Source organism: Flavobacterium sp. PLA-1-15 (genome assembly GCF_049060005.1).
In the GTDB taxonomy this organism is placed as follows: Bacteria; Bacteroidota; Bacteroidia; order Flavobacteriales; family Flavobacteriaceae; genus Flavobacterium.
The window spans coordinates 1-26,764 of record NZ_JBMGQS010000035.1 but is presented as its reverse complement, the minus strand read 5'-3'; the positions used below and the strand labels follow the sequence as shown (position 1 = coordinate 26,764).

Genomic DNA, 26,764 nt, shown 5'->3' with positions numbered 1-26,764 from the left:
AAGCACTTGCAAAATAGGGTTGTACAGTTGTACAAGGGTCAAAAGCACTTGCAAAATAGGGTTGTACAGTTGTACAATGGTTAAAAGCACTTGTAAAATAGGATTGTACAGTAGTACAACGTAAATACGATTTATGAAATACGATCAATAATTATCAGACAAAAAAAAACTACATCCGCAAGAATGTAGTTTTTCAATTTCTAGAACAATTTTATTTTTTCTTTTTCTCGGCTTCCTTTTTAGCTTCTTCCGCTTTCTTTTCAGCCTCTTTTTTTGCTTTCTCCGCTTTTTCGGCGGCTTCCTTTTTCTTTTTAGCTTCCTCTTTTTCTTTTTTCTTAAAGTAGCCCCTCAACAGGAAGTTGTGTTTGGCCGCTTCCATATTTTCATCCAAACCTTTTGTACTGCTTTTTAGGTTGCTGATGGTTTGGTCAATTTCATTGGCCATGCCTTTATCGTTTATCAATTTCCCTAAAGTTCCATCACCACGGTTGATCTTCATTAGAATTTCGGCAATTTCATTAGATGCAATGGCCGCATTGTCAGACGTTACTTGAAGGCTCTGGATGATGGCATCGGTTTCTACAGGTTCTGTCGATGCAATTCTTTGGCCGTCTTTTACGATATTAGAGTTTGAATTTCCTTGAGAAAGCACCACCACCTTGTCGCCAATGATTCCTTCCGACCCAATCCCGGCCTTGCTGTCCACCTTTATAAATTTCTGAACATCCTTTTTTACCAGCATGTCCACCTTTACCATGGAGTCGTTGATGATTCTAATATTATCTACCGTACCGATATTGATTCCCGAAAAACGAACCGTATTACCCACTTGGAGTCCGCTCACGTTTCTGAAATCGGCCGTTACCTTAAACACCGGATCAAAAAGGTTTTTTTGTTTTCCGATGATGAAGATGGCAAGGAAAAACAGTATGATTCCTACGATTATGAATAATCCCAGACGTACTTTGAAATTGTTGCTTTGCGTTTCCATTTTTTTATAATTCTTTTGGGTTTTTACTATGTTGACTTTGGAAATAGGAGTTTACTAATTCATCATCAGTATTTTCAAACTCGTCCAGTTTTCCTTCTTTGTATACTTTTCCTTCCTTGAGCATGATGAGCCTGTCGGCTACTGTCTTGGCACATTCAATGTCGTGCGTGATGATGATGGAAGAGGTTTTGTATTTCTTTTGAATATCATTAATCAGTAAGCTAATCTCGTTTGAAGTAACCGGATCCAGTCCCGTCGTAGGTTCATCATAGAGCATAATCGCTGGATCTACAATGATGGTTCGCGCCAGACTGATACGTTTTCGCATCCCGCCCGATAGTTCCGATGGCATCTTGTCGATGGCATCAGGCAGGCCTACATTTTCCAGTGCTTCCTTGATTTTGGTTTCAATTTCCTCGTTAGAAATTTTCTCCTTCATTCTTCGTAAAGGAAATTCAAGATTCTGCCGAACGGTCATGGAGTCATACAAGGCACCACTTTGGAAGAGGAAACCAATTTTTCGGCGTACATCCTCGAGTTCCTTGAATTTCATCCCGTTTACTTCATCGCCCATGATGTTGATCATTCCTGAATCTGCCTTGAGCAAACGCACAATGCATTTGATGAGCACAGATTTTCCGGTTCCCGATTTTCCTAGGATTACGAGATTTTCTCCTTTTCGAAGTTCAAGTGTCAGTCCGTCCAAAACCTGCATGGCACCAAATCGGATGCTGAGGTCCTGTATCTCGATTACGTTTTCTGTAGTTGTAGTGGTCTCGCTCATAAGATATCTGTTATTTGAACTGCAATAAGATCTACAATAATTACTAGGAGTGAAGCCATTACTACGGCAGAGTTGGCTGCAATACCTACACTTTCTGTTCCGCGTCCTGCATTAAAACCTTTGTAGCATCCTACAAAACCAATCACGGCTCCGAAGAAGAAGGTTTTGATGACGGCAGGGAAGAGGTCGGCAAACTCTACATCGCCAAAGGCCTGGGTGATGAAAAGCACAAAACTCACATCGCCTTTGATGTTGGCAGCAAGCCATCCGCCAAGGATTCCCAATGCATCTGCATACAGAACCAATATAGGCAGCATCAAAGTAGCGGCAAGAACTCTCGGCACGATTAGAAATTTTATCGGATTGGCCGATGAAACTTCCATAGCATCAATTTGCTCGGTAACACGCATCGAACCAATTTCGGCACCCATACTCGAACCGATTTTACCTGCACAGATAAGTGCCGTAATTACCGGTCCCATTTCTCGGATAATGGAAATCGTGACCATTCCCGGAAGCATGGTTACGGCTCCAAAATCGACCAACACGGGACGTGCCTGGATGGTCAAGACCAATCCTATGATCAATCCCGTAACGGAAATCAACCCCAACGATTTGTTTCCTATTTGAAAACACTGCTTGATGAACTCCCTGAATTCGAAGCCTCGCGCAAACGTGTTTTTGAATACGTTGGTGACAAACATCGACACATCGGCCACATTGATCAAAAACTTTTGAATGCTGTTTTTTCGATGAATGGTTTCGTCCGTAAGGTCTTCTGTTTTTTTCCTTGCGTATGTTTTAATCTTTGTAATCGGTTGTCTCATTTTGAATTTAGATTTGTAAAGATTAATGTTTTATTCATTTTTATTTTCTGGACTGGTAGTGGTTTCCGTGAAAATGGTTGCAGATGCCTCGTCTTTGTTTATTACATTGATGGTATCGGTAGAATTTTCATAGTTATACAACGGAAGCCTTATATGATTCCATTCATACGTTTTGGGCAAGTCGTCTCCAACCAGATAACCCCAAGGATCGAGTCCGTCAATTCTGTCGAATATCACTTTCAGGATGGCAAGCAAAGGGATGGCAAGGAACATTCCCGCCACTCCGGCCAGCGATCCTCCAATAATGATTCCAACGATGGAAACAAGTGCGTTGATTTCGACTTTTGAGCTCACTACTATCGGCACCAGGATGTTGTTGTCAATAAATTGCACGACCGCATTTACAATCAATACGCCAATCACTAGTGATAAATCGGGAGAACCTGTCAGCGAAGCAAAGATGCTGATGACATAGGCAAACATAATTCCGACATAAGGAATAAGGTTCAGGATTCCAGTTATAACACCTAATAAGATGGCATATTTCACACCTACAATCCACAAACCGATACTCGTCAAAGTGGCCACACTAATCAGCTGAATGGTTAGACCAACGAGGTAACTTTTTACCGCTAGTTTTACATTCCCTAAAATATCCTGTAGTTTTTCGTGGTATTGTGGTTTGAATAATTTGCAAAGAAATTTGATAAAATGGGTTCTGTATAAAAGAAATAAGAACATATAAATAGGCACCAAAGCCAAGTTGAATAGCGTATCGGTAAACGACATCAAGGTACTTCCAATCATCTGCTTGCCTGATTTTAAAGAATCGGACGTAGCCGAATTGATGTATTCTTCCTGTTCCTTGTTGCTGATGTTGAAATGATCCCTCACATAGGTCTGGAGATTGGCAATATGGATTTTAATATTCGACTGGATCTTGTCCCAATCGCTCACAAAATCACTGATTTGCCAAGATAAGAATGTGATGATCCCAATTATGAAAACCACAAACAGCAATACGGAAACGATTACGGCAAGAATGTGCGGGAACCGCAACTTCGATTTCAGGAAAAGCATAATTGGACGCAACAAAATTGCAAAAAGTACCGCAACCAATAAGGGTACGATTATTCCCTGTGCGATATAAAACACAAAGAAGATCGAAATCAAACTTACCAATACAAAGGCAAGTTTAGCGTAAAAAGGGAATTTGTAAACGTCGTTCATATTGCTATGTTAAGTTAGGGTTACTTAATCTTTAGCAAATATTAGACAATTGAAAGCAAGAAGCGTTATAGGAAAAAAAAAATAAGTTACAGGATTTACACGTTTTAATAAAATTAATCTGTAAATTCTTGATGGTCGAAAGAGTGATTTTTAATAATTGAAATCCCTTTTTGCAACAGCAAAGTATTAGGATAGGTAATTATTTCTCCTTCTTTGGTTTTCAATAAAGTATGAAAAGTATTGATGTCTTCAATCTCTGCTTCGATAGGGAAATCCTTGTCGTGGATTTTGATGGTATCGCCGATCTTAAATGGGAATGAAAACAACAAAATGATTCCCGAAGTGATGTTGCTCAAAATGGACCATTGTGCAAATAATGCTACTCCAATTACCGTTAAAACCGAAGAAACCGTCATAAAGAGCTCGTTGCTTTCTACACCCCAAATGATGAAGAGCGCTGTGAAAAACAATACAGTCAAGAAAACGCTGATGTATTTGATGACAAGATTGGTTCTATGTTCTAAAACTTCACTTCTCTTCGAATATCTTTTAACTAGTTTTGTACTTCCAAGACGCAAGAGTAATGCAACGATAATTACAATTCCGGTTGAGATTATTTCAACAAAATATTGATTGATAAATGACATCATTTTTTCTTTTTTATAAGCTATTTAGGTAATTATACACCTTATCTACAGGCAATCCCATTACATTCGCATAGGAACCTTCTACTTTCGAAACCCCAATAAAACCAATCCATTCCTGGATACCATAAGCACCCGCTTTATCATAAGGCTTATAATTTTCGAGGTAATAATGAATCGCCTCATCCGATAATTCATTAAAAGTCACTTTAGTCAATTCATAAAAAACATCGGTATTTTCAGTTGTTTTAATGCAAACCGAAGTAATCACATCATGCGTGTTATCCGAAAGTGATTTTAATATCTGAAAAGCATCGTTGTAATCCTTTGGTTTTCCCAAGGCTTTATTATTGAACCAAACAATTGTATCGCTAGTAATTAGAATGTCATTTTCATTCAATTCACCTGCAAAAGCATTTGCTTTCAATTCTGCCAAGAAATTCGTGATTTCTTCTGCTTTCAATTCTTCTGGGTAAATTTCCTCAATATCCTTTAATCTGATTTCAAAATCCAACTCCAAATCTTTCAGAAATTGCTGTCTTCTCGGCGAACCCGAAGCCAATATAATGTTGTGGTTTTTGAACTTATCTTTAAGCATTTAGATGGATGTTTAGGTTTACAATTAAGGCTGATAGGATTCCGAAGAACAGCACAAACTTCAGCACCTGACTCAAATGATGGAAGTCCTGCTTGTTTTTGGCAGAAGCACTTTTTACGGTAAAATAAATCAATGGTGCCACGATAAGCAACAGACAATAGATGGTTGCGATATACAATTCATTGATAAAATAATATTCGTTGACGTAATACAATAAAATTACAATCGGAATAAAGCTGAGTAAGAACACAACTCTTACTGTTCTCGTTACGCCAAGTGCGATAGGCAAGGTGTTCATTCCTTGATTGTAATCGCCGTTCACATCTTCAAGATCTTTTACGATTTCTCTAATGAAATTAATGATGAAAGCGAATATCGCATAATCCAATAGCACTTTAAAAAGCAACCCTAAAAATGCTTGATTGTCTGGCGTAATCAAAGGATATAAATTAAATATTCCGATGATGATTACCGTAAAAGAGGTCAATAGGGCTACGATTACATTTCCAATCAATAAGCTCTGTTTCAGGCTTGAAGCATATAAATATAAAACGGCAGAAATCAAGATGAATACCAAGGCAAATGCAGGTTTGCCAATAACATTGGCAAGATAAAAACCAATTCCAACTCCAACAATATTGAAGGCAATGTAGGTGTTAAACGCTTTGTCTTCGGATATAAATTTTCCAACCACCACATCATCGGGTTTGTTGATGTTGTCGGTTTCCTTATCAAATATGTTGTTGATGAGGTAACCACCTCCGGCAAGCAACACAGTAGTCAAAATCAAAAGCAAATACTGCCAATCGTTTAGTGCAAGCGGAATATTTTGAAGGTCTAAAAAGCCATATTTGAAGATTAATTGCATCAGGGCAATCATCAATAAATTCTGATAACGGATGAGTTTTAAAAATTTCATCGGAAAAGTACTTTGTTTTTAATGTTTTATAAAAGGTCAAATTGCTGTTTGTGAGTTATCTATAGTCACTTGTAGCTTGAATCATTCCAAACCTAAAGATAATTTCTTTATAGCGATTATCTAATTTTATTTGCGATTTTTAACAAAAAAGCCCGAAATCACTTTCGGGCTTTTGCTTTTATGTATTTTGGATTTATCTTCTTCCAGAACCTCTTTGCTCAGAATTGTTTGAGTTTCCGCTTTCAGATCTTTGTGATCGTTGTGGCTGACTCACACTTTGTGATCTTGCAGGAGTACTTCTTTGTGGCTGAACTGTTGGTGTTGTATTTCTAGTTGGTGTAGCAGTATTGCTTCTGGTTTCAGAACGTACAGGCTGTGTTCTAGTTGGCGCTGTATTCGCTGGTCGTACATTTTCAGATTGGACTCTTGTCGGTGCCGTTGTTCTTACACTTCCAGATTCGTTTCTTGTTGGCTTAGTAGCTCTTACAGGATTATTGCTTCTTACACTTCCAGCTTCACTTCTAACAGGAGTAGTATTTGTTCTCACTGCGTTGTTTCCTCTAGTTGAACCAAGCGTTTTGTTACGTGTAGCATTAGTAGTATTTGCATTTCTTGTGCCACTGTTTCTTGTTTCTGCCGTTCTTGTTCCGCCTACGTTTCTCGTCCTATCAAGTTCATAACGGTTGGCTACGTTGTTGTTTCTTCTAGTAAAAGATTGGTTCGGATACTGCCTTTCATATCCATTTGAGCGTCTTGTACTGTGCATGGCAACCGCTCTATCACTTCTTCTCACATTTACATAATTGTAAGTGTTGTGCTGATGGATGTGAACGTGAATGTGGTTTCTATATCTGTAAACCGGATAAGGAGCCCAACCGTAGTAATAACTTGGGTAGTAATTCCAGTAATATGGAGAATAATACGGGCGGTACACATCGGCCCAAAACACATTATAAATTATCGGTCTAGAAACATAAACCGGCTCATAAATATAGTTGCTTCCGTACATATAAACGTCTCCCACCACTTGAACCTGAACGTTGTTGTTACTGTCTCTTTCTACTTCAATCGTAGCAACATCTTGAAAAACGTCTTTTTCCAAAACCGCTTGAAGAATAATCAAGTGTGTATTGCGTTCAACAGATTCAATAACCCTCAAATAATCAACTTGTCTGTCATAATTCAAGTCAAGGTTTGATATCTGGTTTTTTGGATCGTTCAATCGTCTTTCAAAATCCTCAAGATTTTCAGAATCTCCAAAGATAGAAGCAACGGCTCTCAAATCGAGGTTATCACTGATGTCTGAGTTTTTTGCGTTAACCGTAGTCACATCTTGTGCATAGGTTTCGTTTGCGAATAAAAAAGCAAACAGTGCGAGGGTAAGTATTTTCGTTTTCATGATGCGTAATTTAATGGTTATAGGTTTTTGGTTTTTTCTTATGACCATAATTCCAACATCTGTGCCACGAATTTTATTTTAATATTTAATTAACTAAATCATTGATAGTACTTGATGAATTGAGAAGGAGTGATGCCTGTTTTTTGCTTGAAAAGCCTTGAAAAATAAGCATAATCGTCATAGCCCAGGCCTATTGCAATTTCAGCGAAGCTTTTGCTGGTGTGGAGCATCACTCTTTTTGCTTCGAGTATAATTCTATCCAGAATAACCTCTGAAGTTGTTTTTTCCATCACGCTTTGAGTAATGCGGTTGAGGTGTTTGGGAGTAATATTGAGCATTGAAGCATATTGTGAAGGCGATTTTTCCGTTATAAAATGTTCTTCAATTAGCTTTTCCAATTCGTTAAATTTCTGTGCATACAAACCATGATTGACGATTTGCTCCTTTTCATCTTTTAGATAAATTCTAGAAAGCTGTGCATACATTATGTCCGAATAGCTCACCAAAACTTGATGTTTCAGTATTTCCTGCTTTTGATATTCCGATAACATCGATTCAAATAACGAAACAATTTCTCCAATTTGATTATCTGCCAATTCAATCAACGGACTATTTTGAACCGATTGAAAAAAAGGAAAATTAGCAATCATGTTGTGGGAATAATGCAAATCGTAGGCCTCTTTTGTATGGGTAAAAATAAAACCATCCACATCATCCGAAAGTTCCCAATGATGCGTCTTTCCAGGAGAGATTACAAAGAGATTTCCAGGTTTTACGGAATAGGTATTAAAATCAATTTCATGAGTGCCAATTCCTTTTGTAAATAAGATACACAGGTACGAGTTGTGTTTGTGTGGTTTTGTAATCTTGCTTTTGTTTTGAAGTATATGTTCACGAAGGTTGTTTACGTAGAAATCTTTTTCGTTTTCTTCGTTTTGAAGTTGATCTATATTCAGGACATTAATCATAATGTGATTTAAGAGATATAAAATTAACCAAATAAAACGAAATGTCCGAATTCTCCAAAAGAAAAGCCACTATCACTAGTGGCTTCTTTATTAATCAATTCGTTTCATGCAAATCCTTTCCGGCGGATGCAATACCATCGGGAATTTCTCAATCTTCACCGAACTACTGTCCAAACCAAACGCTTTCTCTTCAGACAAGCTTAATTTTTTGATTAGGAAATAAGTATTCATAATTAGCTTTTCGTCAAAACGCATATCGCTGTCGTTCGAAAGGAATTTCTCCGAAAGTACAAATTTGAAATCACCCAAGATGTTGTTTTTATTCAATGACTCATAACGGCTGGTAACGTCCACTTCGCCATTTTTTACCATGTCTTTCAATACTTCCTTGAACATGATATTGATTTTCGTAGGCTCTCTAAAACCTAGATTGAAATCAATCCGAATCAAATCGTCTTTGATGATTTCGGTAACTTTATATTCGGTTTTATAAGGCTCGTTTAAGATATTTACGTGTATAAACCAATAAATATCGGCTCTTTTTGGGCGTTTTTGTAAGATGGAATACAATACCTTTTCTTCAATCTCGTCCACACGTCCGGCATTGGTCATATACACCAAATGGGTTGCATATTTCGGGATACTCATATCGGTACTCAACTCTTGAAGGACTTTTTTATAATCTGCAATCTTCACCATTTTAGTATAAGCCTTGCTGATTTTCTTGGCCCTGAACCAAGTTGCCATCAAGATAATAAGCGCGGCGGTAATTGCCAATGTAAAGTTACCTCCATCACTGAATTTCTTCATGTTTGCGATAAGGAAACAAATCTCGATGGATAAGTATAGCAAAATGATTCCAATAATGGCAAAGCCAATTACCCTCTTGATCAAGAAATAATAGGTGAGGAGCAAGGTGGTCATAATCATGCACAGAATGATTGCCAAACCATAGGCTGCTTCCATTCTTGCTGAAACTTCAAAGTGCAACACAACGCCAACACAGCCTAAAAACAGCAACCAGTTTATCGATGGAATGTATAATTGTCCCTTCAATTCCGTTGGATATTTGATTTTAACTTTTGGCCAGAAATTCAAACGCATTGCTTCGTTTATCATGGTAAATGATCCACTGATAACCGCTTGTGAAGCAATTACCGCTGCAGCCGTAGCAATTCCAATTCCGATAGGATGGAACCAATCTGACATAATCAAATAAAACGGATTGGCGAATTTTCCACCTAATTCATGCAACGTTTTTCCTTCTTGCATAATCAAGTACGATGCCTGTCCGAAATAATTCAGAAGCAAAGTCGATTTTACGAAAATCCAGCTCACACGGATATTCTTTCTGCCGCAGTGTCCCATATCCGAATACAAGGCTTCAGCTCCAGTCGTACAAAGGAAAACAGCTCCTAAAACAAAGAAACCTTCGGGATGGATGGACAATAAATGATAAGCATAATAGGGATTGATGGCTTTAAAAACTTCAGGATGATCGACAATTTGGATGACTCCCAAGGTTCCCAACATACCAAACCAAATCAGCATCATTGGGGCAAAAAACTTACCAACGAGCTTGGTTCCGAATTGCTGAATGGAAAAAAGAACGAATAAGATTCCAATAACAATCGGTACGGTATTCAATTCAGGATAAAAAGAACGAAGTCCTTCCACAGCAGACGAAACCGAAATGGGAGGCGTTATGATCCCATCGGCCAGCAAGGCGCTTCCTCCGATAACGGCGGGAACAATCAGCCATTTGACCTTCGTTCGTTTTACCAATGCATACAATGCAAAAATACCACCCTCACCGTGGTTGTCGGCATTCAGCGTAATGTAAACATATTTGATGGTGGTTTGTAGTGTCAAAGTCCAGAAAATACAGGAAACGCCACCTAAAACTATATCAGCTATAATAGGTTCTTTTCCAATAATTGCCTTCATTACATACAGCGGAGAAGTCCCGATGTCACCGTAAATTATACCTAAAGTTACCAGTAATCCAGCTAATGATAATTTACTCAGATGACTCTTATGCGAAGCGCTCATAAAATGATATTAAAGGAGCAAAATTAATTAAAATTCAGATAAGTTTAACATTTTAACAGTAGCCAATAATTGCTATATCGTTTTCTTTCATTCATTTAAAAAAAGTAAGTTTGTAACGCTAATCAATTTTGATATGAAAAGACTATTTTTTATTCTGTTAAGTTTCTCATTAATAACATCTTGCAAAGAAAAAGAGATTCAGGTGGTTGAAAATGAAGCTGTTCCATTTACCGCTGCAACTGTTGATAACATTTTTACAGATAGCATATCCATCAGGGCAATTTCGATTGATTCTGGAAAGATTTGGTATGCTGGAAACAATGGCAAGTATGGTTATTTTGATTTGAACAATAAGAAAGATTTCAACGGTCATGTTGCAAAAGATACGCTGAAGTTAGAATTCAGAAGCATAGCCAAAACAGCTTCACACATTTTTATTCTAAATGTTGGAAGTCCGGCTTTGTTGTATCGGATTTCAAAGGACGGTTCCGAAATCAAATTGGTTTATCAGGAAAAACACGAAAAGGTATTCTACGACAGCATGCAATTTTGGAACGACCAAGAAGGAATAGCAATGGGCGACCCAACAGATGATTGTCTTTCGGTAATTGTTACAAGAGATGGAGGAGCCACCTGGAAAAAGCTTTCTTGCGATCAACTTCCTAAAATAACCGAAGGTGAAGCCGCTTTTGCCGCAAGCAATACCAATTTAATTATAAAAGGAAATAATACCTGGATGGTATCGGGTGGAAAAAAAGCACGCGTCTTTCATTCATCCGACAAGGGAAATACTTGGGAAGTTTTCAATACGCCAATCGTACAAGGCGAAGCAATGACCGGAATTTTCACAGCCGATTTCTACGATTCCAAAAACGGATTCATCGCTGGAGGAAATTATGAAAAGCCAAACCAAAACTTCGGCAATAAAGCCATTACGAAAGATGGTGGAAAAACATGGAATTTAATTGCAGATAAAAAAGCATTCGGTTATGCTTCGTGCGTTCAATATGTTCCCAACAGCAACGGAAAACAATTAGTTGTAGTGGGTTCTTCAGGATTGCATTATTCATCCGATTCAGGCGAAAACTGGAAGCAATTTTCTACGGATAAAGATTTGTACACCATACGATTCCTGAACGATTCAACCGCAATTGCGGCAGGAAAAAACAAAATCGTCAAGGTAAATTTCAAGAAGAGATAATTCCTTTTAAACCTGAAAAAGCCTGAAACGATTTCATTTCAGGCTTTTTTTATCTAACTTCTCAATTCTAATTTCTCAATTCTGAATTAATACCAGCGTTTCTTATTCTGTTTAGAACCTGCTGATTTTCTGGATTTGTGAGCGGCACCGCTTCGGTTGGAGTTCTTAGGTTTTTCTCCCGCTTCAGGACTGCCTTCTTTCCAAGGATAAGGATGATCAGTAATCGTTTGAACATCCACCTTGATTAATTTTTGGATATCCTTCCAATACGGATGTTCGTCCTTGCTGCAGAAAGAGATTGCAATTCCTCCATTTCCAGCGCGACCCGTTCTACCAATTCGGTGAACGTATGTTTCCGGAATATTCGGCAAATCAAAATTGATTACAAATGGCAGTTGGTCGATATCAATTCCACGTGCTGCAATATCGGTTGCAACCAAAACGCCTACTTCCTTCGCCTTAAAAGCATCCAGAACACGTTGTCTTGCACTTTGCGATTTGTCACCGTGAATGGCTTCAGCGGCAACGCCGTGTTTGCGCAACGCTTTCACCACATTATCAGCACCGTGTTTCGTTCTTGAAAAAACCAACAAATCCGTCAATTTTTCATTTCGAATCAAATGGTACAACAAATTTCTTTTCTCGGTCTTGTCTACAAAATAGATTCTCTGCTCCACATTTTCTGCAGTTGAAGAAACAGGCGAAACAGAAACGGTAGCCGGATCTTTCAAAAACATTTCAGCCAGTTCGCGAATCGCAATAGGCATCGTAGCAGAAAATAATAACGTCTGGCGGTTGTTTGGCGTAAGCTTTACAATTTTCTTTACATCATTCACAAAACCCATGTCCAGCATCTGGTCGGCTTCGTCCAAAACAAGGTTGTGCAAATGATCCAAATCAATAAAACCTTGCTTGTGCAAATCCAATAAACGTCCTGGAGTGGCAATCAAAATATCAACACCTTTGCGTAAAACATCCACTTGTGGAACCTGCGAAACCCCACCAAATATGGTCAGTTGCGTCAAATTTGTATATTTCGCATAAGCGTCAAAATTTTGTCCAATCTGCACTGCTAATTCCCTTGTTGGCGTCACCACAAGGCAACGGATTTGCTTCGATTTCTTGGACGAACCTACAATTCTGTGCAATTGATGGATGATTGGAATAGCAAATGCGGCCGTTTTTCCAGTTCCGGTTTGAGCACAACCTACTAAATCTCTGCCGTCTAAAACCAGCGGAATAGCCTGTTGCTGTATAGGAGTTGGTTCCAAGTATCCCATTTCGTGAACCGCTTTTTGGATACTTTTGGAAAGTGATAAATCTTCAAATAACATATAAATAAGTCTTTCAAGTGCTCTGAATTAAGCACAAAGAGGTTGCAAAGATAGGTTTAATATTTGTAATGTGTAGAATAGTGGCGGTTTAGGTTGTTTTCAGGAGCCAATCCCGCTTTCCGTTAAAATCTTTTCTTTTTTTAAAGAAAAAAAAGAAAAGGATTTCCACTTCAATCGGGGCTAGCTTCGCTGTTGGAAACTTTAGGAATTGAAATAATCATTTGGTAAAAGATTTAGATTACCATTTCCAATCCAAATCTGATTTATAGTTTACTTTTAGTTTTTCGGATAAAATTAGTAGCGCTTGCTTTATTTGGTTAACATCTTCTAAATCATCTTTAGGAATAATAATAGAACTTGTTAGAAGTTTAATATAAAAGAACTTACCCGTTTCAATTATTGTTTCAACCGTTTCAATTTTGAATTTCACTTCTTTGTCAATATCTATTACAGAAATGTAAGCATCCTCAATTTTTAAATTCACATCTTTGTCAAATTCATTTTTATATGCTTTAATACTTTCTTGATATTCTTTAAAAATACTTTCTTTTATTCGAGAAGGAAAAAAGATTAAAGACAGTAGGGCTGCCAGTGGAAAAAAATAGCTAAAAGGATTGTCAAATCCTCTGAATGCAAAAACAGAAACTATAGCAAGTATAATAAACCATACAAAAGTACCTCTTATAATCTGTTTCCTTACTCGTCCATCATTCTTTGCAAAATACAATTGCAATTGTAAAAAATAATTTTCTTTTAATTTATAATTCAAATCCATAAGCTATTCCCTCTCAAACAACCCCAAAGTGCCACCAACCCAATCCTTGTCCTTATTGAATTTTACCCCAATCATTTCACCACGGCTCAAGCGAACCAGGTTGCACAATAGAGTAGGAGCTTTGTCTTCTTTTCGCCAAACACAAAGCACACGGACTTCTGCCTTCACCTTTCCATCAGGCGATTGCACGATGGGAATATAGTTGACTTTCTTCTGCAAAATATACAATTCCTTTTCCGTAACCGCTTCAATATCTTCTTTCCTGACGTGAAAAATCACACCGCTTCCTGAAAACGAAAACAAAGGCTTCAAGACATAATTCTCCAAATCTTCCGGAATTTCCTTTAAATCACTCAGCAAAGTCGTTTCAATAAAATATTTTCCTTTCAAGAACGGCAGGATAAATTTACTGATCCTGAAAAACCAATTCGGATGTCCGGCCCATTCCACATCCAAATCATCTGAAAAGCTGAACTCCATTTTCAAGTCTTTTCGCAATTCCAACTCGTCAAAAATAACACGGTTGTAAATACGTTTTACTTCGATTTCAGCTCCAGCTTCATTCTTATAATACAATTTTCGACCTTTCTTAATCAATTCGGTTACACAAACAATCGGGATTCCGATGTCTCTTTTACAATAATAGAAATCAATCTTGGTGTTTTGTTTTTCAGGTTCAATCTCCAAAAGGATTACATTTTCTTTGGGATGACCGTTGCGAATTGCTTCATCGATAATCTTCAAATATTCTTCAGGGGAAATGTCGTTTATAAAAGGCGTGAGTTCATCCAAAAAGGGATAATGTGCCTTAAATTTATCATACAAAACATATTGATAATTGAATAGCGAAGGAAATCCTTGCACCTCAATCAGCTTCGGAATGACCTTTCCGTCTTCTTCACAAATACCAAAATCAATGGCTAAAAAAGTAGTATGTTCATCTTCGTTTGGAACTTTACTGTTTAGTTCTAAAGATTTATTTGTCAGTTCTTTGAAATTGTCCTGTTGAATTAAATCAATAACATCCTGACAACCTTCTAAAAGTTGTGCTTTTAATTCATTTGAAATAAAAAAAGGTGATTCTGCCATCCTGAAAGTAGGCATGTAATCAAAATCGGAAGCAATATCTTCTTTAAATTCCTGGTATTTTTTCTCTGAAAAACTGTCGTTGAAAAGTTGTCTGTATTTTGAAATCATCTTTGGTTTTGGTTAGTTGGAAATTAAGAAAGCCACAAATTCAAAATGAAATTTGTGAATTCGTGGCCGTTTTTCTGTGAAAATGAATGATAATTAATTCGATAAAATCTTCTTCGTTCGCATCAAATCATTAATCGCAATTCGAAGGAAATTTGGAATCAAGGTTTCATTGGTTTTATAAATTTTATCCTCATCAAGCAAATCTTCAAGCATATTTCGGAACTTTCGTTTGCCTTTCATCTTCTTGATCTTTTCCCTTTTTTCAGTATTTCGCATATTGGCTACAAAACTGATAGGGTCGGCTTCTGGATGAAACTGAGTTCCCACCATATATTCTGAAAAACGCACGGCCATAATAGCTCTTTCGTATTGCACATGGTCGCGGATTTTTTCCAAAGAAATAATCTTGGCACCTTTTTTCGCAAAAATAGCCAGCTTCGGTTGAACAACTTGATAATCACGGGAATCAATTCCGTAGAAAGGATCTGCTAAGCCTTCAAAAATAGGATCGTTCATGCCTTCTTTGGTTTTATGTATCGTCATCACACCAAAAGAAGTATCATTTCGCTTTGTCAATTCGGCCAAGCCAAAGTGTTTGCACGCCATCTGAAACGAATGACAGATAAAAAGAACGTGCTTTTTGATATTGTTTTCCTTGTTCCAAACGGTCAAGGCATCGATGAAATCGTAGTATTTCAAATCCCAATTTCCATCGCCTTCCAGCGGATTTCCTGGTCCTCCAGTTGAAATGAAAATATCAAATTTCTTAATATCGGGCAATTCTGATTTTCCTCTTACATCAAAAATCTTGAAGGTCACGACTTGATTGAATCGGTTGATGATATCGATAATGCAACGCATCCCTTGATTCGGTTCTCCATCATACATGTCAAGGATTGCAATTTTTATAGATTGGTCACTCATTCTATTTTATTTTAACGGATTGTAAACTAAATGCAAAGATAAAATATTAATTATAAACCTTTTGTAAACTCGCTCGTAATAAAATCAACCACTTTTGTCAGGTCGTTTGTTTTTTCGAAAATGGCCAATTGTTTATCGGCTCCGGTTCCTTCGGCCATAATTTTATGCACATAATTGATTTCATCACGGCTTCCCAATTCATCTACAACATCGTCAATAAATTCCAATAATTCCAGGATCAGCATTTTGGTTTCTACTTCTTTTTGCAACCCAAAATCAATCATGTGGTTGTCGATTCCATAACGTGCGGCACGGAATTTATTCTCCCGAATTAAAGCAATCCTATAAATATTGAAACTTGTATTTTGCATCGTAAGCTTGTACAATTTCGCGACAACGGCTTGTATAATCGCAACGATGCACATTGCTTCGTCAACGGTCAAGCTCATATCGCAGATTCTGAATTCGATTGTATCATAGAAAGGATGCAGTCTTAAATCCCACCAGATTTTCTTAGGATTATCAATGCAATTCGTCTTTACCAATGTTTCCAAATAATTGTCATACGCTTGGACACTATCGAAATATTCCGGCAAACCTGTCCTCGGAAATTTATCAAAAACCTTGGTTCTGAACGATTTGTAACCGGTTTGTCTTCCTTCCCAAAAAGGAGAATTGGTAGAAAGCGCAAAAATATGAGGCAGGAAATAACACGCCTGATTCATCAATTGCAGTCCGATTTCACGGTTTTCAATTCCAACATGGCAGTGCATTCCGAAAATCAGATTGGAACGCGCGGCATCCTGCAATTCGTTTACAATGGTGTGATAACGCGGATCATCGGTAATAGGCTGGTCCTGCCATCTTGAAAAAGGATGCGTTCCGGCTCCACCCACAACAAGGTCCTGCTTGTCGGCAAGTTCAACGATTTTCTTTCTTAAAAAAGTAATTTCTTCTCGTGCTTCCTTGACACTCTTGCAGATGTTGGTTCCAACTTCTACAACCGATTGGTGCATTTCGGCCTTTACTTGTTCGTTTAAGAAAACTTTCGCACCATCGACAATTTTTGATAGATGAGAGCGTAGATCCCTTGTAATAGGGTCAATAATTTGGTATTCCTCTTCAACTCCAAGAGTAAATACGGGTAATTTTTTCGTCATTTTGTTTTTGTTAATTGCCTTATTTTATTTCGCAGCATCTTTTATAAATGTTCCCCATGTGAGGTTCATCTGGCCTGGTTTCTGTTTTTTTGCGGCAGCGATTGCCATCTTAGCGGCTTCTTCCACAACCCAATCAAAATTTTCCTGACCTACCGAATTGATATCGGCATCGGGAGCTGGATTTCCAAAATCGATCGCATACGGAATCCCATCTCTTACGGCAAATTCTACTGTATTGAAATCATATCCCAAACCTTTGCAAAGTCTTAGCGTATAATCTTTTATGGTGGCCAATAACTTTTTATCGGTATTTGGATTTTCAACTACATAGCGCAAATGATGCGGATTTCTTGGTTCATAAGGCATAATTCTAACCGCTTTCCCGCCAAGGCAATACACGCGGTAATAATCTTGGAACACAATTTCTTCCTGTAGAAGCATTACCAATTGTCCGGTTTCTCTATGTTTCTCCCAAAACTCTTCCTTGCTTTCAAGGCGATAAACGTTTTTCCAACCACCACCAGCATACGGTTTCATATAGGCTGGAAAGCCGATATAATCGAAAATACCATCCCAATCCAAAGGGAAAGCCAAGTTTCTAAAAGATTTTCCGGTTGTATCGGTTGGGTGTTCTGCAGAAGGAAGGATTACAGTGTTTGGAAGCGGCACTCCTAAAGTATCAGCCAAAGCGTTGTTAAAAAATTTATCATCGGCACTCCACCAAAAGGGATTGTTGATGACGTTTGTTCCCGTCAATGCGGCGTTTTTCAAATAAGCACGATAAAATGGTACATCTTGAGAAATTCGGTCAATGATTACGGCATATTCGCCACCTTTATTTTGAACTACTTTGTCAATAGAAACGGCTTCGGCAATAATTCCTTTTTCGTTTTTTGAGTTTACTCTGTCTATAAATGCTTGCGGAAAGGTATCTTCCATTCCAAATAAGATTCCGATTTTTTTCATAATTTTTTTTGTGTTTTGTTTTATTTTAAAGGTATGCTAGAAAAATTTGATTCGTGATAAATAATGCGGAAACATTTCTTTCCACACAGGCCAATCGTGCTGTCTGTCACGGCGAATGTCAAGCCAGTGCTCAATACTTCGGTTGCTTAAAACCCTGCTCATATTGAGATTGGCGTCTAAACAGATGTCCCAATTTGAAGTGCCCAAAACGATGTCCATCTGCCATAAATTCGGGTCGTCCAATCCGTAAAGGAAATCTTCCGGACTGTTGAAATAGACATCTTCGTTATGAAAACCGTCCATAAAACTCTTGATATCGAAGGCGCCACTCATTGAAAACATGTGGCTCACATAGCCCGGATGGCGAAAAGCAAAATTAGCAGCGTGATAGCCGCCAAAACTGCAACCCGCAACGGCCACTTTTCCAGAACCCGTGTTGTGTCTGACTTTTTCAACAATTTCATGACAGATCATCTTGTCGTACCACACATGGTTTTGAATTCGGTGGACGGGGTGGATTTTCTTGTTGTAAAAACTATCCTTGTCGATACTTCCCGGACAAAAAATTTGGATCAAGCCTTGTTCGATATACCATCTTGCAGATTCTATAAGTCCTTGGTCTCTGTTTTCGTGATAACTTCCCATTGAAGTAGGGAAGAGGATTACTGGGTATCCCGCGTGACCAAAAACAAGCATTTCAATTTCACGGCTCAGGTTAGGTGAGTACCACTTGAAGTATTCTTCTCTCATAGTAATTATTTTTAATGGTAATTAATTTCTATTTGGTTTAAAAAACTGTTAAACAATTATAATGAAAATAATCAGTAATTGTAAGAGGTCTATGCAGATACTAAAAATAATTATTATAATGATTGAATATAGATGTTTATATTAACAAAACAATAAATTATATTAAAAATAAAGTTGCTTGTTGCGTTTTAATCAATAAAAAAGGTCTGATTATTGCTTAAACATAGGGTATAACTGATGAGATTTTTGTCATAACCTATAATTTTTAGTTAATTTGAAGTTAGTTGACCCGAATTTTAATTAGTAATTTTTACATTTAACGCATTGAATAAATTGACTTTTTCTAAACTATGAGATATCTCATTTTACTCGTTTTTACATTTTTTCTTTTCTCAGAAACGCATGCTCAGGATATCATCAGCAATCCTAGAGTGATTCCTGCCATGCCCGCTCCAACGCCAAACCTTCCTACTATTACTCCAGAAAAAAAGCCGAGCATTTTTGACGTTAAGCCTAAGATGAATGTTCCTGATGAATGGACAAACAAGAGTAACGTGAACATGAAAAAGGAAGAATTTTTAAATCCAGCCGACCGATATACGAAAAAAATGAATGATGGTCTAAAAACCGAGGGCAATGGAGATGCAAAAGTTTTTAGACGCGATCAATATTTTGGAGATTTCAAGACAAAATCGGAAACGATTAAAGTCCTTTATCGTGATCCCCAAGCCGTTGATGGTGATTTGCTGAAAGTAACGCAGAATGACAAAGTGGTTATGGATAATATTTTCCTCGAAGGAAATTTTAAAACGCTCGTCATAAAACTTGTTCCAGGTTTTAACAAGATTGATTTTATCGCTTTGAATGAAGGACAGTATTTTCCAAATACAGGTGCTTTTATTATTATGGATAAAGGCAATCAGCTTTATTCAAGCGAATGGAACATGTCTACTGGTTTCAAGGCTTCGTTTATTATTGTAAAGGAATAATCAGAACCATTTTCTGGTAAACAAATTCACCAATACGCTAGGGCTGAAAGTAATGATAAACCGCACTTTTTCCTGATAGTTCTTATCGGCAATTTCACAACCATTGTTTGAATATACTGGGAAATACAACTCAAAATAATCGGTTACAAGGTTCAATCGAACACCGCTGTCGTAAACAAAACGCTCTTTTTGGCCTTTGTTTTTCATAAAACCGGCATCTCCGTATATTTCGACCCAATTCCAAACATTAAAGCTGGCATTTGTAGTTGCAATCCATTGATTGGCATACGGATTTATCAATTTAGATTTGAATCCTCCTTCAGCAATAATCAATTGCTGGCTGAAAAAACCAGTACTTTCGGATCTTCCGTAATAGTTGTAATCAAACAAATAATCTGTAGGGCGATCCAAGGCAAAGCTGAAATAATCCGAATCGGTTTTGTTGTATAGGAAGGCACCGGCAAACAAACGAATATTGATTTGCCTGTTGTCATTGAATAATTTTCGATAGCCTATTTCTGCTGCTGTTTTTCCAAATTTTCCTGATAACTGCAAATCCGTGGAAATATTGAAATGCTTGGTGATTTCCGTTCGGGTATCGTAATATTTTGCGTTGAAAACACTGTAGTTTTCATTGATATTATTAAAGGTTGCTTCGTAGTCCGTTTTTTGCATATTGACCATTACCTGACGTGCAATAAAGCCGCGTTTTCGATTGTCTCTAAAATCAGGTTCTCTCAAGCGTAACGAAACAGTTGGATTTATCTTCAAATAGGTCGCGTCCGGAGCATAGTGCATATAGGTTCCGTTAACCGAATATCTTGTGTTGTAGAGGTCACTTTTTCGGTCATATTGGTTGACTGCCAATGAAAAACTTCCAACCAAAGATTGTGTATTCGGTGAATACGTTGGACTTACATCAAAGATAAAAGGTTTGTCCAATATCGTCTTGTTGTGAAATCTCAATCCCGGAGCAAGACCATCATACAAATTGTAAATCAACGATGGAACATACAAAATCTGATTGTAATACGGATCTTCCAAATCCTTCATCAACACAAATTTAAAAGGCCTGTTGTTGGGATAGAAAGACTGCAGCGATTTCCAGTTGTTTCTTAAATTGAATTCTGGAACTTCATTTTTATAATTGATGACGATTTTGTCGGCATTCTTTCTGTCAACCGTAAAAGTGCTGTCGGTACTGATGTTTTCATACCATTGCTTGAACACAATTTCTTTCCCTTTCAAGCCATAAACAGGAATCGGAACCGTAGTATTGGTTCTGTTTTTTACAGTAAATGTAATGCTGTCCTTTGTTCGGGAATAATCACTGAATTTATAATCCACAATTTCCCTAGAGTCGATAATAGTGGTGAAAAACCAATCGATATTTTGGGAAGCATTCGTTTTTAAGATGCCTTCAAAGTCCTCACGATTGCTTTGTCTTTCTTTATTAAGTGCAAAGAATTCCTTGATACTTTTATCTACAATGTTGTTTTGAAGATAATGATCTAAATACTTAAAGCTCAAACCAGCTCTGTATTTTCCGGCAATCTGCTCGTTGAATTTGATGAAGGTGTTTTTAGGATCGCCAATTGGTTGGTCGAGGTTTTTTCGAGCCATCAGCATATAAAAATAGCTGTATTGGTCGTTAAAGGGCAAATTGGTAAGATTATAGCTTTTCAATAATCTAAACTTCGAAACGCTTCCCATCATCTTGCTATCGGGATGAAATTCATCGATGTAGCGCATCATCATATACATTTGCATCCCATCGTAAATCCAATTGTCCTTTCTTGGGTCTAGCCGAAGACTGGTTTTGAGGTAATTGTTTAAATAAGTCTTCAGAAATTTAATTTCAAACAAAAAATCATCCTGAAACGGACTCAAAAATGAAGGCAATTGGTTCAATCCGTAAAAAGGATTTTGGTCGTAATCGGATTGCGAAACTACTAGTTTTCCGTGTGGATAAGCTCCGATGTTTTCTTTGACAAAATCCATCATCTGACTGATCAACAAAGCTTTTCGAACATCGTCTACATTCTTGGTTTTTAAATCGGTAACCACTTCAATGTCGGATTTTTTGAAGCTACGGAAATTGCTGTTCTGCTCCACATAAAGACTGAAATCAATGCGGTTTTTGCCTGATAATTTATAGGTTTTTGAGTTATTATCAGTTGTGTTTTCTGAAAAAAGGTCTGAGGTAACGTCATACGCTTTAGGAACTCGAACGGTTATATCAAAATCAGAAACAGCATTTGCTATATCGTTCAAATTATTGTTGCTGTATTGTACAAAATTCCCATTTTCATATCGAGCAGGAGTAATGAAGCCACTTTTGAGGGTCATTTTTCCATTATCGCCATACCCATAATTGGTAAAACGGTCACTAGGAAGTTTAAGACTGTAAGTCAGGACGCACTTTATTTTTTGATTAGGAAGTAATCCTTGTGGCAACGAAACCTGAATCAAATCAGGATGGTTGAAAGGTCTGTTCCATTCCAGATTCGTATTGCTGTCATCCGTTATAATGATTTCGTTGGTACTGCCACGTTCGTCTTCTTTTGCAACGTGAAAACTTCTCACAAATTCATCCGAAAAACGTTTTGCTAGGGGAGTGGTTTTAGAAGAATAGGCATTGTTCCAATCGTTTAAAATCAGTGTTGCCAAGGTATCATTCGTTTGGTTGTAGAACGTCAATTCTTGCCTAACAGTAAGCGTCTTGCTGTCTGGATTGACAAGGACTTCCATTTTAGAATGATGCTGTGCATAAAAACCCGTTGAAACCAACAAAGCAAGGCAAACTATAATTTTAGGAATGTATTTCAAGGGGTTATTTTTCAAATTTCAATAGCAATTGTAAACACTATAAGATGTAATTTATTGTATAGGTTGCTTTGGATTCCACTAAAAAAACAAAGTTCACAAAGAAAAACAAAAAATGTTACATCCTTGTGAACTTATACGTAAAAGCGTTCCTAATAGTTTTAGAAGTTAGGGCTTAGGTTGTATTTCTTGTAGAAATTATCCAACACTTCCACCACTTCTTCTTCAGTATCTACAATTTTAATCAGGTCGAGGTCGCCCGGACTGACATTTGCATATTTCTCAACCAAAACAGTCTTGATCCAATCCATCAAGCCTGACCAGAAGTCACGCCCTACAAGGATTACAGGGAATTTTGCTACTTTTTTGGTTTGAATCAAAGTAATCGCTTCAAACATTTCGTCAAGCGTACCAAAACCTCCAGGCATCACTACGAATCCCTGAGAATATTTTACGAACATTACTTTCCTTACGAAGAAGTAATCAAAGTTCAAGTTTTTATCCCTGTCGATATACGGATTGAAATGCTGTTCAAAAGGCAATTCGATATTTAAACCAACCGAAGTTCCGCCACCTAGATGTGCTCCTTTATTACCCGCTTCCATAATTCCAGGACCTCCTCCAGTGATTACACCATATCCAGCCTTACTGATTTTAAAGGCAATTTTCTCTGCCAAAAGATAGAAATGGTCTTCCGGCTTCGTTCTGGCTGAACCAAAAATCGAAACACAAGGACCAATTCTTCCCATTGTTTCATATCCGTTTACGAACTCTGCCATAATCTTAAAGATGGCCCAAGAATCGTTGGTTCTTATTTCATTCCAAGTCTTTTGTTTTAAACGGTCTTGGATTATTTTATCCTCATCATTGTCAAAATCTTCTAATCTCATTTTAAAATTCAATTTATAATTACTTTCTAGGGCAATTAGGTTCTACGATTATTATGCTACTAGTTGTGTTGTCATAGTAATCAGTGGCAATATAGAAAAACTTTATTATTTGACAGTATTATTTTAATGCAATTCTTTCTTTAAAAATTGAGCCGTATAGCTCTTCTTAACCTTCGCTACTTCTTCGGGAGTTCCTTTGGCTACCACGGTTCCGCCACCTTTTCCGCCTTCTGGTCCGATGTCGATAATATAATCCGCTAGTTTGATAACGTCCATATTATGCTCGATAATCAAGATGGTATTTCCCTTATCCACCAATTTATTGATGACTTCCATCAGTACGCGGATGTCTTCGAAATGCAATCCTGTTGTTGGTTCGTCAAGAATATAAAAGGTATTTCCAGTATCTTTTTTAGCCAATTCTCCAGCCAATTTGATACGTTGTGCTTCACCACCCGAAAGTGTTGTGCTTTGTTGTCCCAATGTAATATAGCCTAAACCAACATCTTGTAACGTTTTTACCTTACGGTAAATCTTAGGAATGTTTTCGAAAAAAGGAACGGCTTCATCAATTGTCATGTTCAATACATCCGAGATGGATTTTCCTTTGTAACGGATTTCCAATGTTTCCCTGTTGAATCTTTTTCCTTGACAAGTTTCGCATTCCACATACACATCAGGAAGGAAATTCATTTCAATGGTTCGTACACCTGAACCTTCACAAGTCTCACATCTTCCGCCTTTTACGTTGAAGCTAAAACGTCCTGCCTTATAACCGCGAATCATACTTTCTGAAGTCATCGTGAAGAGGTTTCGTATCTCTCCAAAAACTTCCGTATAAGTAGCCGGATTCGAACGTGGCGTTCTTCCAATCGGACTTTGGTCGATGTCAATTACCTTATCGATGTGTTCCAAGCCTTCAATCTTTTTGTAAGGCTGAGGCTTTTTTACACCATTAAAATAATAAGCATTCAGAATCGGGTAGAGGGTTTCGTTAATCAAAGTCGATTTTCCACTTCCTGAAACTCCCGTTACACAAATCATCTTTCCGAGTGGCAATTCTATCGAAACATTTTTAAGGTTGTTTCCGGTTGCTCCCGTAAGTTTCATCGACTTTCCGTTTCCTTCACGGCGTTGTTTTGGTACTTCAATTTCACGTTCGCCGTTTAAATACGAAGCCGTAAGGGTGTGTTCTTTCAGAATTTCCGCAGGCGTTCCCTTGCTGATGATTTCACCGCCGTATTTTCCTGCTTTCGGACCAATATCTATCACATAGTCGGCACGTTCTATCATGTCCTTATCGTGTTCTACCACCAAAACAGAGTTGCCAATATCACGCAATTGTTCCAACGAACGGATGAGTTTTTCATTGTCTCTTTGGTGCAAACCAATACTTGGCTCATCCAAAATATACAATACACCCACCAATTGCGAACCAATTTGAGTTGCCAATCGGATGCGTTGTGCTTCACCACCCGAAAGTGATTTTGAACTTCTGCTCAACGACAGATAATCCAGACCAACATTCATCAAAAACGCCAAACGGTCCTTGATTTCCTTGATGACCTCGGTTGCAATTCGTTTTTGTTTGTCCGATAAATGGTTTTCCAAATCATTGAACCAAACCGTCAAATCCGAAATGTCCATTGAAGACAGTTCATGAATGTTTTCGTTATTGATTTTGAAATACAATGCTTCCTTTTTCAATCGGGAACCTTCGCAAACCGGACATTTTACTTCGTCCATAAATTCTTTCGCCCAACGTTTGATGGTGGTTGAACCACTTTCGTCGAATTGGTTTTTGATGAAATGCGAAATACCTTCAAATTCGATCTTGTATTCTTTTGTGATGCCTAAGACCTTAGATTCTACTGCGAATTTATCTTTTCCACCATTCAAAATGGTATCCATCGCTTCTTGAGAAATTTTCTCAATCGGGTCGGTCAATTTAAAACTATATTTTTCTCCGATGATTTCCAATTGCTTGAATATCCATGTCGATTTGTATTCGCCCAAAGGAGCGAAACCACCTTGTTTGATGGACATTTTTGGATTTGGTATGATTTTCTTGATGTTGATTTCATTGACCGTTCCCAATCCGTTGCAATGGTCACAAGCTCCTTTTGGAGAATTGAACGAAAACAAATTCGGTTCAGGATTCTGATAGGAAATACCGGTTGACGGACACATTAAATTCCTACTGAAATAACGCACCTCTTTGCTGTCTTGTTCCAAAACCATCAACACATTTTCGCCGTGGTACATAGCGGTATTGATGCTTTCCATCAAGCGTTTTTCACTTTCGGGACTGTTGTCGGCTACGATTCTATCGATCACAATCTCTATGTCATGCGTTTTATAACGGTCGAGTTTCATACCAGGCGTGATGTCTTTGATGTCGCCGTTTATGCGAACTTTTAAGAAGCCTTGTTTGGCAATCTGTTGGAAAAGTTCGGCATAATGACCCTTTCGAGCACGGATGACCGGAGCCAAAATATTGATGCGCTTGTCCTTGAAATCTTCTGAAATCAATTCCTTGATTTGTTCATCGCTGTAGCTGACCATCTTTTCTCCCGTATTGTAACTGAAGGCATCGGCACCACGGGCATATAGCAAACGAAGGAAATCGTATATCTCGGTAATGGTACCAACGGTTGAACGCGGACTCTTACTGGTCGTTTTCTGTTCGATGGCGATAACAGGGGAGAGGCCATCGATTTTATCCACATCAGGACGTTCCAATCCACCGAGGAATTGTCGGGCGTAGGCAGAGAAGGTCTCTACATAACGGCGCTGTCCTTCGGCATAGATGGTATCAAAGGCAAGTGATGATTTTCCAGATCCTGAAAGTCCGGTAATGACTACGAGTTTTTCACGAGGAATGGAGATGTCGATGTTTTTGAGGTTGTGGACGCGGGCGCCCAAAACTTCTATAGTATTGTCTGATTCTAGCATATTTTTGTCAATCCTGAATAGGTCGGAAGCAAAGTTAGCACTTTGGCTTGGAGTATGTAAATTATTTAATAAATTGTTTTGAAAGGGGAGGCGGTGGGTTGCGGTTTGTCTTTTGCAGGGTGTCTGTTATGGATGCATAGAAAAAGGGTTTGGCTGCGAAGCCAAACCCTTTTGATGTTATAAACTGCTTTTAAGGTTATTCTACAGCTATTTGATGTCCTTCGACTTGGCCGTTTACGTCGATGTTTAGGATGTAAACTCCAATTGGCAGGCCTGCTACCGAGAAGGAGGCTTGGTTGTTGTTGATCTGAACGGTTGTTCTGGTTTGTCCGTTCATGTCTACCAATTCGCCGGATACGGCAGTATCTGTTGAGGGGATGTTGTT

Annotated in this window: 23 protein-coding genes; 2 read left to right on the top strand and 21 right to left on the bottom strand. The window is 38.0% G+C overall.

The window, feature by feature from the left end; translation table 11 throughout:
* Positions 1–211: 211 nt before the first annotated feature.
* The 10 genes from ACI6PS_RS14840 to ACI6PS_RS14795 all read right to left on the bottom strand — a co-directional run bounded on the left by ACI6PS_RS14840 (position 212) and on the right by ACI6PS_RS14795 (position 10,412).
* Positions 212–991 (bottom strand): MlaD family protein, encoded by a 780-nt coding sequence (locus tag ACI6PS_RS14840; protein WP_421013359.1) that lies wholly within the window; start codon positions 989–991, stop codon positions 212–214.
* Between the two features lie 4 nt (positions 992–995).
* Positions 996–1,775, bottom strand: a complete 780-nt coding sequence (locus tag ACI6PS_RS14835; RefSeq protein WP_421013358.1) for an ABC transporter ATP-binding protein — start codon at positions 1,773–1,775, stop codon at positions 996–998.
* Positions 1,772–2,602 (bottom strand): MlaE family ABC transporter permease, encoded by an 831-nt coding sequence (locus ACI6PS_RS14830; RefSeq protein ID WP_421013357.1) that lies wholly within the window; start codon positions 2,600–2,602, stop codon positions 1,772–1,774. Before ACI6PS_RS14830 ends, ACI6PS_RS14835 begins: the two co-directional genes overlap by 4 nt.
* Before the next feature lie 30 nt (positions 2,603–2,632).
* The gene (locus ACI6PS_RS14825) at positions 2,633–3,832 is read right to left on the bottom strand and encodes an AI-2E family transporter (protein WP_421013356.1); all 1,200 of its coding nucleotides are present in this window, start codon (positions 3,830–3,832) and stop codon (positions 2,633–2,635) included.
* Between the two features lie 113 nt (positions 3,833–3,945).
* Positions 3,946–4,479 carry a mechanosensitive ion channel domain-containing protein gene (locus ACI6PS_RS14820; RefSeq protein WP_421013360.1) on the bottom strand — a complete coding sequence of 178 codons (534 nt, stop codon included), beginning with the start codon at positions 4,477–4,479 and terminating at the stop codon, positions 3,946–3,948.
* 13 nt (positions 4,480–4,492) lie between these two features.
* Positions 4,493–5,074 (bottom strand): Maf-like protein, encoded by a 582-nt coding sequence (locus ACI6PS_RS14815; protein ID WP_421013355.1) that lies wholly within the window; start codon positions 5,072–5,074, stop codon positions 4,493–4,495.
* Positions 5,067–5,993: a geranylgeranylglycerol-phosphate geranylgeranyltransferase gene (locus ACI6PS_RS14810; RefSeq protein WP_421013354.1), complete on the bottom strand. Its 927-nt coding sequence runs from the start codon at positions 5,991–5,993 to the stop codon at positions 5,067–5,069. Before ACI6PS_RS14810 ends, ACI6PS_RS14815 begins: the two co-directional genes overlap by 8 nt.
* A gap of 193 nt (positions 5,994–6,186) precedes the next feature.
* Complete coding sequence (locus tag ACI6PS_RS14805) at positions 6,187–7,392, bottom strand: hypothetical protein (protein WP_421013353.1); 1,206 nt, start codon at positions 7,390–7,392, stop codon at positions 6,187–6,189.
* Positions 7,393–7,490: 98 nt separating this feature from the next.
* Positions 7,491–8,360: a helix-turn-helix domain-containing protein gene (locus ACI6PS_RS14800; RefSeq protein ID WP_421013352.1), complete on the bottom strand. Its 870-nt coding sequence runs from the start codon at positions 8,358–8,360 to the stop codon at positions 7,491–7,493.
* Between the two features lie 90 nt (positions 8,361–8,450).
* On the bottom strand, positions 8,451–10,412 hold the full coding sequence (locus ACI6PS_RS14795) for a KUP/HAK/KT family potassium transporter (protein ID WP_421013351.1): 1,962 nt from the start codon (positions 10,410–10,412) through the stop codon (positions 8,451–8,453).
* Positions 10,413–10,545: 133 nt separating this feature from the next.
* Between ACI6PS_RS14795 and ACI6PS_RS14790 the strand changes: the two genes are divergently transcribed.
* A complete protein-coding gene (locus ACI6PS_RS14790; protein ID WP_421013350.1) occupies positions 10,546–11,613 on the top strand; it encodes an oxidoreductase in 1,068 nt (355 codons plus the stop codon).
* Positions 11,614–11,699: 86 nt separating this feature from the next.
* Here ACI6PS_RS14790 and ACI6PS_RS14785 read toward each other — a convergent pair whose 3' ends face one another.
* From ACI6PS_RS14785 to ACI6PS_RS14755, 7 genes are all read right to left on the bottom strand, one after another.
* On the bottom strand, positions 11,700–12,947 hold the full coding sequence (locus ACI6PS_RS14785) for a DEAD/DEAH box helicase (protein ID WP_421013349.1): 1,248 nt from the start codon (positions 12,945–12,947) through the stop codon (positions 11,700–11,702).
* Positions 12,948–13,185: 238 nt separating this feature from the next.
* Positions 13,186–13,722, bottom strand: a complete 537-nt coding sequence (locus tag ACI6PS_RS14780) for a hypothetical protein (RefSeq protein WP_421013348.1) — start codon at positions 13,720–13,722, stop codon at positions 13,186–13,188.
* Between the two features lie 3 nt (positions 13,723–13,725).
* On the bottom strand, positions 13,726–14,919 hold the full coding sequence (locus tag ACI6PS_RS14775; protein WP_421013347.1) for a hypothetical protein: 1,194 nt from the start codon (positions 14,917–14,919) through the stop codon (positions 13,726–13,728).
* A gap of 93 nt (positions 14,920–15,012) precedes the next feature.
* Positions 15,013–15,843, bottom strand: a complete 831-nt coding sequence (locus tag ACI6PS_RS14770) for a type 1 glutamine amidotransferase (RefSeq protein WP_421013346.1) — start codon at positions 15,841–15,843, stop codon at positions 15,013–15,015.
* A gap of 50 nt (positions 15,844–15,893) precedes the next feature.
* Positions 15,894–17,003, bottom strand: a complete 1,110-nt coding sequence (locus ACI6PS_RS14765) for a carboxylate-amine ligase (RefSeq protein ID WP_421013345.1) — start codon at positions 17,001–17,003, stop codon at positions 15,894–15,896.
* Positions 17,004–17,027: 24 nt separating this feature from the next.
* A complete protein-coding gene (locus ACI6PS_RS14760; protein ID WP_421013344.1) occupies positions 17,028–17,969 on the bottom strand; it encodes an ATP-grasp domain-containing protein in 942 nt (313 codons plus the stop codon).
* Positions 17,970–18,005: 36 nt separating this feature from the next.
* Positions 18,006–18,719, bottom strand: a complete 714-nt coding sequence (locus ACI6PS_RS14755; protein WP_421013343.1) for an esterase family protein — start codon at positions 18,717–18,719, stop codon at positions 18,006–18,008.
* A 350-nt stretch (positions 18,720–19,069) separates the two neighbouring features.
* Between ACI6PS_RS14755 and ACI6PS_RS14750 the strand changes: the two genes are divergently transcribed.
* Positions 19,070–19,708 carry a hypothetical protein gene (locus ACI6PS_RS14750; RefSeq protein ID WP_421013342.1) on the top strand — a complete coding sequence of 213 codons (639 nt, stop codon included), beginning with the start codon at positions 19,070–19,072 and terminating at the stop codon, positions 19,706–19,708.
* On the opposite strand, the gene ACI6PS_RS14745 is transcribed toward ACI6PS_RS14750, so the two are convergent.
* From ACI6PS_RS14745 to ACI6PS_RS14730, 4 genes are all read right to left on the bottom strand, one after another.
* Positions 19,709–22,459, bottom strand: a complete 2,751-nt coding sequence (locus ACI6PS_RS14745; protein ID WP_421013341.1) for an aminopeptidase — start codon at positions 22,457–22,459, stop codon at positions 19,709–19,711.
* Positions 22,460–22,695: 236 nt separating this feature from the next.
* Positions 22,696–23,424, bottom strand: a complete 729-nt coding sequence (locus ACI6PS_RS14740; protein ID WP_421013340.1) for a TIGR00730 family Rossman fold protein — start codon at positions 23,422–23,424, stop codon at positions 22,696–22,698.
* Between the two features lie 123 nt (positions 23,425–23,547).
* On the bottom strand, positions 23,548–26,379 hold the full coding sequence (gene uvrA, locus ACI6PS_RS14735) for an excinuclease ABC subunit UvrA (RefSeq protein WP_421013339.1): 2,832 nt from the start codon (positions 26,377–26,379) through the stop codon (positions 23,548–23,550).
* A 196-nt stretch (positions 26,380–26,575) separates the two neighbouring features.
* The coding region (locus ACI6PS_RS14730) for a T9SS type A sorting domain-containing protein (protein ID WP_421013338.1) at positions 26,576–26,764 on the bottom strand (189 nt) is incomplete at its 5' end.